The following is a 12,959-nucleotide window of genomic DNA, read 5'->3' on the forward strand; positions in this document are numbered from 1 at the left end:
CCGATGGGTTTTCTCGACATCAACAACGTCACCAAATCCTATGGCGCGGTGGAGGTCCTGCACAAGGTCGACATCCAGGTGGATGAGGGTGAATTTCTTGTCCTCGTCGGCCCGTCCGGTTGCGGCAAGTCCACGCTTTTGAACATGATTGCGGGGCTTGAGGGGATTTCTTCGGGCGAGATTGCGATCAAGGATCGCGTGGTCAATAACATCACGCCGTCCAAGCGCAACATCGCGATGGTGTTCCAATCCTACGCGCTCTACCCGAACATGACGGTCGGCCAGAACATCACATTTGGCCTTGAAATGCAGGGGACTCCGAAGCCGGAACGGGACAAGGCGATGGCTGAGGTGGCGCAGCTTTTGCAGATTGAGAATTTGCTGGATCGCAAGCCGGGGCAACTGTCGGGCGGGCAGCGTCAGCGCGTGGCGATGGGGCGCGCGTTGGTGCGGGACCCGGATGTGTTCCTGTTTGATGAGCCGCTTTCGAACCTCGACGCCAAACTCCGTGTCGACATGCGGACCGAGATCAAGAAGCTGCACCAGAAGCTTGGCACGACCATCGTCTACGTGACGCATGACCAGATCGAGGCGATGACGCTCAGCACCCGGATCGCGGTCATGTATGACGGCTACGTCCAGCAACTCGGCACGCCCAAGGAGATCTACGACACGCCCGCGAACATCTTCGTTGCGACGTTTATGGGATCGCCGGCCATGAATGTCCTTCCGGCGCAACTGATTGAAATGAATGGCGCAATTCATGCGGAAGTTGCGGGCGCAGACGGACCGAAACATCTTCGGATCGAAGATGCACCGGACGCTTACGGCAATTATGTCGGCAAATCCGTGATGCTCGGCATCCGGCCCGAAGCCATCACCGATCCCGAGGGCGCAGACCGAAATGCGAAGAATATCCAGAGCCTGGCCAACCAGGTTACGGTCACAGAACCGGCGGGCGCCGACACGTTTGTGACGATGTCGCTGGGTGGAAAGGATTGCGTTGCGCGGATGCGTGCGGATGCGGAAGCGAACCCGGGTCAGCCGTTCGAATTTGCCGTGAACATGGACAAGGCCGTCCTGTTCGACCCGCAAACCGAGGCGCGGATTGCCTGAAAACCGCGTGTAATTATCGCGTAATTATTCTGTAGTTTTTCTGTAACTACAATTGTAGTGCACCAGTCTTTTTTGGACTTGGAATTGGAACGTTCCAAATATATGCAGAGAGGGCAATGAGCGACGCAGATATCATCATCGTCGGCTCCGGCATGGGGGGCGCGACACTTGCGGCGGGACTGAAGGGCTCCGGCCTCAAAGTGCTGATCGTTGAGCGCGGCCAGTTGCTTCGGGACAGCCCAGAAGCGCGCGACGCGGACGCGATTTTCCGGGACGGCCATTACCGCCCGGATGAGACCTGGCTCACCCCGGATGGCAATCGCTTCAATCCCGGCAACTACGCCTATGTCGGTGGCAACTCGAAGTTCTACGGCGCCGTGATGTTGCGGTATCGCGAAGCGGATTTCGCGCAGCACTGGCCCATCGACCATGCAACACTCGCGCCGTTCTATGCGCGCGCTGAGGTTCTATTCAAAGTGCGCGGCGATATCAGCGCCGACCCGACGGAGCCGCCGCACGACGCGCCCTATTCCTTTCCGCCCGTCCCCCACGAACCCGATATTGTCGATCTCGCCATTCGCCTGAAGCGTATCGGGCTGACCCCATCGCCACTTCCGCTTGCCGTGGACCTCGATCGCTGGCTCGCCCGAGGGGCCACACCGTGGGATGCGCATCCCGACACCAATGGCGGCAAGCTCGACGCGGAAAGCGCGGCTTTGGCCTATGCGATGGAAGACCCCAACATCACCCTGCGCACCGGTGTAACCGTGCGTAGGATCGAGACTGACGGAGACCGTGTTACGGGTCTGATCACTTCCGGGGGCGCCTGACCGCCCCGCGTATCGTGATTGCCGCAGGCGCGGTGCATACCGCCGCCTTGCTGTTGCGTTCGGCGAACAAGGGCCATCCCAACGGGCTTGCAAACAGCTCCGATCAGGTTGGCCGCAACTTCATGAACCACAATGCCAGCGCCGTTCTGGCGTTGAGCCATAGGCGCAATCGCTCGGTCTACCAGAAGACCCTTCAGATCAACGATTGGTATGCCGAAGGGCTGGGCAATGTGCAGCTTTTGGGCCGTGTCTCTACCCCGATTCTTGCGGCGCAGACGGGTCTGCCCAAGCCATTGGCGGCTTTGATCGCGAACCGCGCGATTGATTTTTACGCCATGTCCGAGGACCTGCCGAACCCCGATAGCCGGGTGACGGTGCAGGGGGATGACATCGTGCTCGATTGGAAACGCTCAAACTGGGAGGCGCATCTTGCGCTGGTATCGCGGCTCAAGACATCGCTGAAGAAGGCGGGCTTCCCGGTTGTCCTGTCCAAGGCCTTTGACCGCCGCACGCCGTCGCATCAATGTGGCACGGCGCGGTTGGGGGACGATCCGGCGACTTCGGTCTGTGACCCGTTCGGCAAGGCCCATGACCTTGATAACCTGTACATCTGTGACGCGTCCCTTTTGCCGACCTCGGCGGCGGTGAACCCGTCGCTGACCATCGCCGCAATTGCGTTGCGGCAAGCTGAGCTATCTGAAGGACACCACATGAAGGCGCTTATTACAGGTGGGCAGCAGGGCATCGGCCTTGGTATTGCGCAGGCACTGTTTGACGCGGGCTGGCAGATTGCCATCGCGTCCGAGCAGCCTGCCGCGGACCTGCCGTTCGAGGCCAGCTACCACCAGCATGATGTCCGCGACATCGGCGCCATTCCCGCGCTGCTCGACGCCGTTGGACCTGTCACCACTTTCGTGTCCAACGCCGGGGTTGGAGCCATTCAGCGGGGCGACCTGTTGGACATGAAGCCGGAGAGTTTCGACCGCTGCCACGCCATCAACACGCGCGGTGCGTTCTTTCTTGCACAAGAAGTTGCGCGGCGGATGCTGTCCCAACCTGCTGATCCTTTTCGGTCCATTACATTCATCACCTCTGTCAGTGCGTCCATGACCAACCCGGACCGTGCCGAATACAATGCGTCGAAGGCTGCCACAGCCTCGCTTGCGCAAGCCTTCGCGCTGCGGTTGGCGACCGAGGGGATTGGCGTCTACGACATCCGTCCGGGCATCATTGAAACGCCAATGACCGCCCCTGTGGCTGACCGCTACAATCCCCACATTCCCGAATTGATCCCGCAAGCCCGTTGGGGCCAACCCGCCGATATCGGCGCAGTCATGGTCCCGCTCGCGCGTGGTGACTTCGCCTATTCGACCGGTGCGGTGATCCCCGTCGATGGCGGCATGACAATCCAGAGCTTCTGAGGACCCATGACTGAATCCTACGATTTCCTGATCATCGGTGGCGGCTCGGCCGGGTCGGTTATTGCCAGTCGGTTGAGTGAGAACCCGGATGTCTCCGTCTGCCTGTTGGAGGCTGGAGGATCGGACCGTCACCCGTTCTTCCACCTGCCTGCCGGGTTCGCGAAGATGACCAAGGGCATTGGGTCTTGGGGTTGGTCGACGACGTTCCGCAACAAGCACATGCAAGACAAGGTGTTCACCTACACGCAGGCCAAGGTGATCGGCGGTGGATCGGCGATCAATGCGCAGATCTACACGCGGGGCCATCCGCTTGATTACGACGAATGGCGGCAGATGGGGTGTGAGGGGTGGAGCTATGAGGATGTCCTTCCCTATTTCCGCAAGTCCGAGGGCAATGACACCTATTCGGGCCGCTATCACGGGCAGGACGGGCCGCTTGGCGTGTCGAAACCCGCCGCGCCCTTGCCGATTTGCGAGGCCTATTTCGAGGCGGCGAAGGCAGTTGGCATTCCGTTCAACGAGGATGTGACGGGTGAGGTGCAGGAGGGCGCGGCGTACTACCAGCTCACCCAGAAAAACGCGCGCCGTTCGTCGGCTGCGATGGCGTTTCTGCACCCCAATAGGTGGCGTGCGAACCTGACGGTGAAGCTTGGCGCGCAGGTGCGGCGGATGCTGTTTGACAAGGGCAGGGCGGTGGGCGTCGAGATGCTGGATCGGTCGCTGATCCATGCGGGGACAGAGGTGATCCTGTCATCGGGCGCCATTGGATCGCCGCGTCTGCTGCAACTCAGCGGGATTGGGCCTGCCGGATGATTTGCGCGCGCTTGGGATTGATGTGCTGTTGGACCAGCCGAAGGTGGGTGCGAACCTTCAGGATCACCTTGATCTTTATTGCATTTGCGAGGTGTCGGGTCCGCACACCTATGACCGGTTTGCCAAGCCGCATCTGAGTGCCTTGGCGGGTTTGCAGTATCTGTTCACGAAGACCGGACCTGTTGCCTCAAGCCTCTTCGAGACGGGCGGGTTCTGGTATGCCGACCCGGATGCACGGTCGCCTGATTTGCAGTTCCATCTGGGTCTTGGGACAGGGATTGAGGCGGGGGTTGCCGCCATGCCGGAGGGTGGGGTGACGTTGAATTCCTGCTATCTGCGCCCGCGGTCGCGGGGCTCGGTCCGGTTGCAATCGGCGGATCCGACCAAGGCGCCATTGATCGACCCGAATTACTGTGCCGACCCGCAGGATCGGGCCATGTCGATCCGGGGCTTGAAGCTGACGCAGGAGATCTTGAGCCAGGCCCCGCTGAAACCCTTCATCAAGGCCGAACGCCTACCCGGTCCGGATGTGCAAACCGACGACGACTATTTCGACTTCATCTGCCAGCATTCCAAGACCTCGCACCATTGTGCGGGCACCTGCGCGATGGGGCCGGGCGACAGTGCGGTGGTCACGCCGCGCCTGCGCTTCAATGGCATCGAGAAGCTGCGCGTCGCGGATGCGTCGATCATGCCGAATGTCGTCTCCTCCAACACCAACGCGCCCACGATCATGATTGGCGAGAAGGCCGCCGACATGATCCGCGAAGATCACGGGATTTAGGCTATGAAACTGCCAACTTACGCAGGAACGCTGGAAGACTTCGCCCTCATGGGGGACCCGCTGGTTCCGCGCCCGCCAATGGTCCCGCTGACCCGCACCGCCTTTGCCGCCGCGCATGTCGTCAGCGACCCGCTGAACGAGCGTGATCCGTGGCAAGGCCGCCCCGCCGTCGATTGGGACGCCACATTGCGGTTCCGAGAAAACCTGTGGGATCAGGGTCTTGGCCTGGCCGAGGCGATGGACACCGCACAGCGTGGCATGGGCGTGGATTGGGATACGGCGAAAGAGCTGATCCAGCGCACGATGCGCGCGGCCAAGGCCCATCCGATGAAACCCCGTGTCGCCTGCGGGGCTGGGACGGATCATGTGCCGCTGAAAGACCTGACCGATCCCGTCCGCATCAAGGCCGCCTACACGGAACAGATGGAAGCCATCGAGGCTGAAGACGGCCAATTGATCCTTATGGCCAGCGCGCGCCCTTCCGGCCATTGGCGCAGGCCCTGAGACCTACGCTCGTGTCTATGACGATTTGATCGCGCAGGCGACGCAGCCGGTAATACTGCATTGGCTTGGCGATATGTTTGACCCGGCGCTGACGGGCTATTGGGGCGGTGCCAGTGTGGACGAGGCGAACGAGATCGTCCTGGACCTCATTCAACGCAACGCTGCCAAGATCGACGGCATCAAAATCTCACTCCTCGACCAGACCCACGAAGAAACCTTCCGCGCCCAATTGCCCGAAGGTGTGCGCCTTTATACCGGCGATGATTTCAACTACGCGCCCTTGATTGAAGGGGACGGCACGCACCATTCCCACGCGCTTCTTGGCATCTTCGCGGCCATCGCCCCGGCAGCGAGCCAAGCCCTTGAAGCGCTCGCTCAAAACGATCGCGCGACCTACCACGCCCTTCTCGCGCCCACCGTCCCGCTTAGTCGCGAAATCTTCAAAGCCCCAACGCAGTACTACAAGGCCGGCATCGCGTTCCTGTCATGGCTGAACGGCTATCAAACCCACTTCATTATGCCCGCAGGCTTCCAATCCTCGCGCGAGATCACCCACTATGCCGAGGTCTTCCGTCTGGCGGATCAGGCCCGCCTGTTGACCGACCCGGACCTTGCCACGCACCGGATGCAACAGCTGCTTTCCATACACGGTTTCGGCGGATAACAACGCGCCATGAGCCGCCGCCCCACCATTCTTGACGTTGCTGCCAAAGCGGGCGTGTCCAAATCGACGGTGTCGCTTGTCCTGCAAAACTCCAAGCAGGTGAAGGACGAAACCCGCGAGGCGGTGCGGGGCGCGATGGCGGAGATCGGCTATGTCTACAACCGCGCCGCGGCGCAGATGCGCTCTCAATCGGCTGGGCTTGTGGGGCTTGTTATCAACGATCTGCGCAACCCGTTCTTCACGGAATTCGCTACTGTTCTGCAGATGACGCTCGCCGCGAAAGGCTACGCGACCGTCATCGCGAATTCTGATGAGGACGCGGACCTGCAAGCCAAACTCGTAGGGTCCATGATCGAACACGGCGTCTCGGCCCTTGTCGTTTCTCCTGCTTATGGCGATGGCGGCGCGGCGTTTGACCAGATTGAGCGCGCGGGCCTTCCGGCCATTCAGGTCCTGCGCAAGACCGACGCGCGCACGGGCCTGTTCCCGTTCGCCAGCTTCGACTATGCCGCCGGGTCCGCGCGCGCCACGCGCCATCTGATGAACCAGGGCGCGCAAAACATCGCCTTTGTTGGCGGCGTTGAGGGGCGCGAGATCACCGAAGAGCGCAAATCCGGCTATCTGGCTGAGATGAAGCGCGTGGGCGCCAATCCGATCACGTTTCACGGGCGCAGCACGCGCGCATTCGGGGTTGAGACGGCCCCTGCGTTGATCGAGGCCGGCGCGGATGCTGCCGTCTGCTTCAACGATCTTGTGGCCCTTGGCCTGCACGCCGGTTTCGCCCGGGCGGGCATGGTTCTGGGAACAGATTTCCGCATCGTCGGGTTTGACGACATCGAGGATTGTGCCTTGGTCTGGCCGCAACTGTCTTCTGTGGCCTGCGATATTGACGGCTTTGCCCGCGCCACGGCGGATCGCCTGTTGGCCTGGATGCAAAATAGCGAAACACCACCGCCTGATCATCGTGCTCCGGTCGATCTGGTGGCCCGCACCTCTAGCACGGGACGAATTACATGAACGCTGACGCTTTCCTCCGCTCTCTCTTTGCCCGTGCGGTTGAGGTGGCTGACCCGATGCAATCGCTTGCTGCCGCGTTGCCGCCAAAACCCGAAGGCCGCGTCCTTGTGATCGGGGCGGGTAAGGCCAGTGCCCGCATGGCCGAAGCGGTGGAGGCCGAGTGGGGGCCTTGTGAAGGCTTCGTCATCACCCGTTACGGCTATGCGCGCCCCTGTCAGGGCATCGAAATCGTCGAGGCTTCGCATCCCGTGCCCGACGCGGCGGGAGAGCAAGCCACCAAGCGCCTTCTCGAAATTCTCGCGACAGCGGGCGAAGATGACTTTGTGCTCGCGCTGATTTCGGGGGCGGGTCTGCGTTGCTGACCGCGCCAGCCGGTGACATCACGCTTACGGAGAAGCAGGCGCTGACACAGGCACTTTTGGCCTCAGGCGCGCCGATCAGTGAGATCAATGGCGTCCGCAAGGAGCTGTCCGCTGTGAAAGGTGGGCGACTTGCGGTGGCAGCGTATCCTGCGCGGATGCTGACCCTGATGATCTCGGACGTGCCGGGCGACAGTCCCGGCGACATCGCCAGTGGCCCGACGGTTGGCAATACAGGCCCTGCTGCGCAAGCGCTGGATACGCTGGATGAATGGGGGGTGATCGCGCCGCCCGCGATCCGGGCGTATCTTGAGGCAGGCGGCGATCCGGTTCTGCCTGACGATCCGCGCCTCGCCCGGGTTGAGAATGTGATCTATGCCGCCCCGTCGCAATCGCTTGCCGCTGCCGCCGATCTGGCGGAGGAGCAGGGCTTTCACGTCGAGATCCTTGGAGATCTCGATTGAAGGTGAGGCGCGCCATGTCGCCGTTGCCCATGCCGAAATCGCCAAAGCCGCCAAGCCGGGCACGCTGATCCTGTCGGGGGGCGAGTTAACCGTCACGCGCCGCGGTGACGGTGTCGGCGGCCCAAATGCGGAATACGCCTTGGCCTTGGCAATCGAGTTGCAGGGCGCTGCCAATATCCACGCCATCGCCTGCGATACGGATGGGGTCGATGGGGCTGCCGAGGTTGCGGGGGCGGTCATCGGGCCAGATACTTTGGCCAAGGCCCGTGCTGCCGGGATCGACCCGGATGCGGCTTTGGCCAACAACGACGCCCATTCCTTTTTTGCCGCCATTGACGATCAGGTCGCGCCTGGCCCGACCCTCACCAACGTGAACGATTTCCGTGCCATCCTTGTCGGCCCGGCTTCCTGAAGGACTTTGACATGCTGATCCACACTGTTTTGCTTGAACCGGCGTCCGACACAGCGCAGGCCGCCTTTGATGAGGCGATGGCGATCCTTGAACAGGTGGCGTCGAACCTGCCGGGAATGATTGCCTTCCACCACGGGCCGAACCGCGATTTCGAGAAGAAGTCACAAGCCTATCCCTATGGCTTCACCTGCATGTTCGAAGATCAGGCGGCGCTTGAGGCCTATGCCGCTGACCCTGAGCATCAACGCGCGGGCGGGATGTTGGTGGCGAATTGCCGGAACGGGGCGGATGGGATTTTCGTCTCGGATCTGGAGGTCTGACTGGCGCGCAGGGGCAATCCGGGGCAAGGTGTCGGCAGAGCAGACAATCGCGGACCAACCGCCATGGCCGACCAAACATCTCTGGGTCTTTTCTACGTCGCCGATGGTGTGCGGCTTGAAAAGCAGTCGTGGCTCTTGGCGGCCAGCCTGAAGACTGCCCATGATGGGGACGATCGGGTCAAGCAATTCGCCTATGTGTCGGAGGCGTATCGGCCAGAGCTGAGCGATCTGACCCACGCCATGTTCGAGGTCTGCGGGGTCGAGCTGCGCACGCTGGCCAAGCCACCCAAGTGGAAAGGGCCGTACCCGCACGGCAACAAGATTGTTGCGGCGTGCGACACGCGCGGGACGACGCATTCCATCTTTCTGGACACCGACATGGCCTGCACGCGGAGCCTGGCGGAGTTCATGGAGCTTGCGCCCGATACCGTAAGCGCCGCGCCGGAGGGGCGCCCGACATGGGGTGGCAAGAATGCCCGCTGGACCCGCGCCTACGCGCATTTCGACATGACCGTGCCGACGGAGCGCGTGCGCCTGCTGCGCGGCACAAAGATGGAATATGTGCCCTATTACAACGCGGGCTTCATCGCGTTTCCCGAAGCGGCCCATCCCAAGGATGGCCTGCGGTTCCCGGAGCATTGGCTGGACACGGCGCTGGATTTTGACAAGCGCTGCAAGATTGCCAACAAGCGCCCCTGGTTGGATCAGATCAGCCTGCCGCTGACGATCAAACGCTTTGGCTACAAGACCCGCGTGCTGAATGAGTTGCACAACTACTCGCTCTCGCACCGCGGGGATTATTCCAAGACGCCCGATGCGGTGATCCTGCACTACCACCGGATGCGGTTCCTCTACCAATCGCCGCAATGGCCGGGCCTGCGCGACACGCTTCTGGAGACAGTGCCAAGCGCCCATCGCGATGGGATCGTGGCCTGGGTGGCGGATGTGGAAAGCTCGCTCGATCCTAAGCCGGACGAGGAGGGCTAAAGCAGCGCCTCGATCTCGGATTGGGTTGGCATGGACGCGGCTGTGCCGTGTTTCGTGACGGAAAGTGCTGCGGTGGCCGTGGCGAATTTCAGCGCGTCTTCCACCGAACGGCCCGCCGCCAATGCCGTGGCAAAGCCGCCATTGAACGCATCTCCGGCGCCGGTGGTATCCACCACCGGTCCCGCGCTGTATTGGCGGCGTGTGGATGGCCTGCAGCGCCATCCCAGAAACAGCGATCCGCTGCTCGCCCAAGGTGATCAGTGCGCCCTTTCCGCACGCCTTGCGCCAGCAAGGCTTTCGCGGCCTCCAGCGCATCCTCCGGCCCCGTCACTCGGCAGCCGGTCAATTCCTCTGCCTCGGTCTCGTTTGGGGTGACGTAATCGCACAGCGCCAGCATCCCCTCGAGGCAGGTCAGCGGCGGGGGCCGGGTTCAGGATGGTGGTGACACCCGCCTCTGCCGCGATCTGCAAGAACCGCTCCGCTGCGTCCATGGGCTGTTCCAACTGGGTCATCGCCACTTTGGCGCCTGCAATCGCGCTGGCCTGAGCCTCCACATCCGCCACGCCAATCGCCCCGGCGGCCCCCGGCACAATCACGATGGCGTTCTTGCCTGTCGCCTCTTCGATGAAGATGCCTGCTGAGCCTGTCGGCCGCTCAGGGTCTTCTATCACCAGCGGCCTCACGCCGGCCTCGGCCCACACGTCGCGCCCCATCTGCCCGAACGTGTCCGCGCCGATCCGGCTGAGAAAGCCCACATCGCCGCCTGCTTTCGCCGCAGCGACGGCCTGGTTGGAGCCTTTGCCGCCTGGTCCAAGCTGGAACCCTGTTCCCAGGAGCGTCTGGCCGGTCACCGGCATCTTCTTGGTCCGGTAGGCGGCGTCGGCGACGAAGACGCCGAGGATGATGATATCGGGCATGCGACCCCTCTTTCCCTTGCTCAAACAGCGAAGCATGATGGCCACAACTTATTCAAGGGAGAGACGCGATGCGGTTCGTAAGGTGGGGTGAGGCCGGTTCAGAAAAGCCGGGGGTTCTGGACGCCGAGGGGCAAGTGCGCGACCTGAGCGGGATCACGGGCGATATCGATGGCGCGTTCCTTGCGGCACTCCCCGAGATCGATGTCGAAAGCCTTCCTCCGGTCGGGGACACGCGCCTTGGTGCATGCGTCGCACGGCCCGGCAAGCTTGGTCTGTGTCGGCCTCAACTATGCGGACCACGCGGCTGAGGGCGGCTGGGACGTGCCGACCGAGCCTGTGGTTTTCATGAAAGCCACCACCGCGATTTCCGGCCCCCATGACCCCGTGATCCTGCCACCCGGCAGCGAAAAGACCGATTGGGAGGTCGAGCTGGGCATCATCATCGGCCAAACCGCCAAGCACGCCAGCGGATGGGGCCGCGCATATCGCGGGCTATTGTGTGGTCAACGATGTGTCCGAGCGGGCGTACCAGCAAGAGATGGGCGGCCAATGGACCAAGGGCAAAAGCTACGACACGTTTGCGCCGATTGGTCCGTGGTTGGTGACGGCGGATGAGTTGGGCGAGCCCACGGGGCGGTCGATCTGGCTGGAGGTTGATGGCCAGCGCATGCAGGACGGCACAACCGATACGATGATCTTCAAGCCCGCTTTCCTTGTCGAATATATCTCGCGCTTCATGACGTTGGAGCCAGGTGATGTCATCACCACCGGCACGCCCCCGGGTGTTGGCATGGGCAAACGCCCGCAGGTCTTCCTGCGCGATGGGCAGGAGATGCGGTTGGGCATCGACGGACTTGGGGAGCAGCGCCTTCCGGTGCGCGCCGCGTGAACATCGCGGGCTGGCTGGCCCGGACCGCTGCCACACGCGGCGAAACCCCGGCACTTTTGCTGGGCGGAGACCTTGTGGCCAGTTATGGGCAATTCGCCGAGCACGCCGCTTGCCTTGCCGGTGGCCTGCACGCCCAAGGCATCGCGCCGGGGGACCGGGTTGGCATCTTTGCCAGGAACTGCCCGGACTATCTGATCGCGATGTTTGGCATCTGGTGGGCCGGGGCCGTTGCCGTTCCGGTCAATGCCAAGCTCCACCCGAAAGAGGCGGCGTTCATCCTTGACGATGCGGGCGCTACGCTTTGCTTTGTGAGTGATGGCCTTGATGCGCCGAACGCGGTCCCCTTCGGCACCATCACCGCCGATCCCATTCCCCTCGCCCCATGTGACGCCTCGGACCTCGCCTGGCTGTTTTATACCTCTGGCACCACGGGCAAACCCAAGGGCGTTCAGATCACCCATGGCATGATTGCCGCGACCTCAACCTGTTACCCCATAGACGTCGACCCGGTCGGCCCGGACGACGCGGCGCTTTATGCGGCCCCGATGAGCCATGGGGCAGGCATCTACGCGCCCATTCACGTTCGCATGGGCGCGCGCCATATCGCGCCTGCCTCGGGCGGCTTTGACCCAGCTGAAGTCTTGGCTTTGTCCAAAGCCCATGGCCCGACCTCCATGTTCATGGCGCCCACCATGGTCCGTCGTCTGCTGGATGAGGCCAAGGCGCGGGGCGCGGTGGGCGAGGGGATCAAGACCATCGTCTATGGCGGCGGTCCGATGTACCGCGCTGATATTGAGGATGCGGTCGCGTGGATGGGACCGAAATTCGTGCAGATCTACGGGCAGGGTGAGTGCCCCATGGCGATCACCGCGCTGTCTCGCGCTGATGTCGCGGACCGATACGCACCCGCGCTGGGGTGCACGCTTGCTGTCTGTTGGACGCGCGCAGTCCTTGGTGGAGGTCAAGGTGGATGCCGCGCCGGGTGAAATCGGCGAGATCATGGTGAAGGGGGCGCCTGTCATGCCGGGTTACTGGCAAAACCCTGAAGCGACACAGAAGACGCTAAAGGAAGGTTGGCTGATGACCGGGGATGTCGGCCTGCTGGACGAAGATGGCTATCTGACCCTGCAGGACCGCTCAAAGGATGTAATCATCTCGGGCGGGTCAAACATCTATCCACGTGAGGTGGAAGAGGTTCTGCTGACCCACCCGTCTGTCGTCGAGGTCTCGGTCGTGGGCCGCCCAAGCGCGGAGTGGGGCGAGGATGTTGTCGCCTTTGTTGTGGCGTCCGACCTGGATGAGGCGGCGCTTGATGCCCATTGCCTGTCTCAGATCGCGCGCTTCAAGCGGCCCAAGGCCTATATCGCCGTGCCAGAGCTTCCGAAGAACAATTACGGCAAGGTTTTGAAGACCGAGCTCCGCAAAAGGTTGTGAGAACCGCAACAGGGGGAGAAATCGCGCA

General features: G+C 62.4%; 12 protein-coding genes and 4 pseudogenes. 13 read left to right on the forward strand and 3 right to left on the reverse strand.

Annotation, left to right across the window (positions count from 1 at the left end):
* Positions 1-3: 3 nt before the first annotated feature.
* The 11 genes and pseudogenes from ACZ1HK_RS16170 (at position 4) to ACZ1HK_RS16220 (ending at position 9,691) form a co-directional block, all read left to right on the forward strand.
* On the forward strand, positions 4-1,116 hold the full coding sequence (locus ACZ1HK_RS16170) for an ABC transporter ATP-binding protein (RefSeq protein WP_472629557.1): 1,113 nt from the start codon (positions 4-6) through the stop codon (positions 1,114-1,116).
* A 116-nt stretch (positions 1,117-1,232) separates the two neighbouring features.
* Positions 1,233-1,946: an FAD-binding protein gene (locus ACZ1HK_RS16175; protein WP_472629558.1), complete on the forward strand. Its 714-nt coding sequence runs from the start codon at positions 1,233-1,235 to the stop codon at positions 1,944-1,946.
* Positions 1,947-1,960: 14 nt separating this feature from the next.
* Positions 1,961-3,367, forward strand: a complete 1,407-nt coding sequence (locus ACZ1HK_RS16180) for a 3-ketoacyl-ACP reductase (protein WP_472629559.1) — start codon at positions 1,961-1,963, stop codon at positions 3,365-3,367.
* Positions 3,368-3,373: 6 nt separating this feature from the next.
* Complete coding sequence (locus ACZ1HK_RS16185) at positions 3,374-4,180, forward strand: GMC family oxidoreductase (RefSeq protein ID WP_472629560.1); 807 nt, start codon at positions 3,374-3,376, stop codon at positions 4,178-4,180.
* Complete coding sequence (locus ACZ1HK_RS16190) at positions 4,131-4,964, forward strand: GMC family oxidoreductase (protein WP_472629561.1); 834 nt, start codon at positions 4,131-4,133, stop codon at positions 4,962-4,964. Before ACZ1HK_RS16185 ends, ACZ1HK_RS16190 begins: the two co-directional genes overlap by 50 nt.
* Positions 4,965-4,967: 3 nt before the next feature.
* Positions 4,968-5,468, forward strand: a complete 501-nt coding sequence (locus ACZ1HK_RS16195) for a DUF993 family protein (RefSeq protein WP_472629562.1) — start codon at positions 4,968-4,970, stop codon at positions 5,466-5,468.
* A 25-nt stretch (positions 5,469-5,493) separates the two neighbouring features.
* Complete coding sequence (locus tag ACZ1HK_RS16200) at positions 5,494-6,132, forward strand: DUF993 family protein (RefSeq protein WP_472629563.1); 639 nt, start codon at positions 5,494-5,496, stop codon at positions 6,130-6,132.
* Positions 6,133-6,141: 9 nt separating this feature from the next.
* The gene (locus tag ACZ1HK_RS16205; protein WP_472629564.1) at positions 6,142-7,149 is read left to right on the forward strand and encodes a LacI family DNA-binding transcriptional regulator; all 1,008 of its coding nucleotides are present in this window, start codon (positions 6,142-6,144) and stop codon (positions 7,147-7,149) included.
* Positions 7,146-8,384, forward strand: a pseudogene (locus ACZ1HK_RS16210) (glycerate kinase type-2 family protein). The gene ACZ1HK_RS16205 and the pseudogene ACZ1HK_RS16210 overlap by 4 nt, the downstream one beginning before the upstream one ends.
* Before the next feature lie 11 nt (positions 8,385-8,395).
* A complete protein-coding gene (locus ACZ1HK_RS16215; protein ID WP_472629565.1) occupies positions 8,396-8,704 on the forward strand; it encodes a Dabb family protein in 309 nt (102 codons plus the stop codon).
* 63 nt (positions 8,705-8,767) lie between these two features.
* Positions 8,768-9,691, forward strand: a complete 924-nt coding sequence (locus ACZ1HK_RS16220) for a hypothetical protein (RefSeq protein ID WP_472629566.1) — start codon at positions 8,768-8,770, stop codon at positions 9,689-9,691.
* Here ACZ1HK_RS16220 and ACZ1HK_RS16225 read toward each other — a convergent pair.
* The 3 genes and pseudogenes from ACZ1HK_RS16225 to ACZ1HK_RS16235 form a co-directional block, all read right to left on the reverse strand.
* Positions 9,688-9,864: a PfkB family carbohydrate kinase gene (locus ACZ1HK_RS16225; protein ID WP_472629567.1), complete on the reverse strand. Its 177-nt coding sequence runs from the start codon at positions 9,862-9,864 to the stop codon at positions 9,688-9,690. The genes ACZ1HK_RS16220 and ACZ1HK_RS16225 overlap by 4 nt on opposite strands.
* Positions 9,780-10,088 (reverse strand): hypothetical protein, encoded by a 309-nt coding sequence (locus ACZ1HK_RS16230; RefSeq protein ID WP_472629568.1) that lies wholly within the window; start codon positions 10,086-10,088, stop codon positions 9,780-9,782. Before ACZ1HK_RS16230 ends, ACZ1HK_RS16225 begins: the two co-directional genes overlap by 85 nt.
* Before the next feature lie 31 nt (positions 10,089-10,119).
* A pseudogene (locus ACZ1HK_RS16235) lies at positions 10,120-10,644 on the reverse strand (PfkB family carbohydrate kinase); the annotation flags it as partial.
* A 32-nt stretch (positions 10,645-10,676) separates the two neighbouring features.
* On the opposite strand from ACZ1HK_RS16235, the pseudogene ACZ1HK_RS16240 reads away from it, so the two are divergent.
* Together ACZ1HK_RS16240 and ACZ1HK_RS16245 are read left to right on the forward strand one after the other, a co-directional pair.
* Positions 10,677-11,497: pseudogene (locus ACZ1HK_RS16240) on the forward strand (fumarylacetoacetate hydrolase family protein).
* Positions 11,494-12,931 (forward strand): annotated as a pseudogene (locus ACZ1HK_RS16245) (class I adenylate-forming enzyme family protein). Before ACZ1HK_RS16240 ends, ACZ1HK_RS16245 begins: the two co-directional pseudogenes overlap by 4 nt.
* Positions 12,932-12,959 lie beyond the last annotated feature (28 nt).

It is taken from the genome of Gymnodinialimonas sp. JB5-7, from assembly GCF_055693405.1.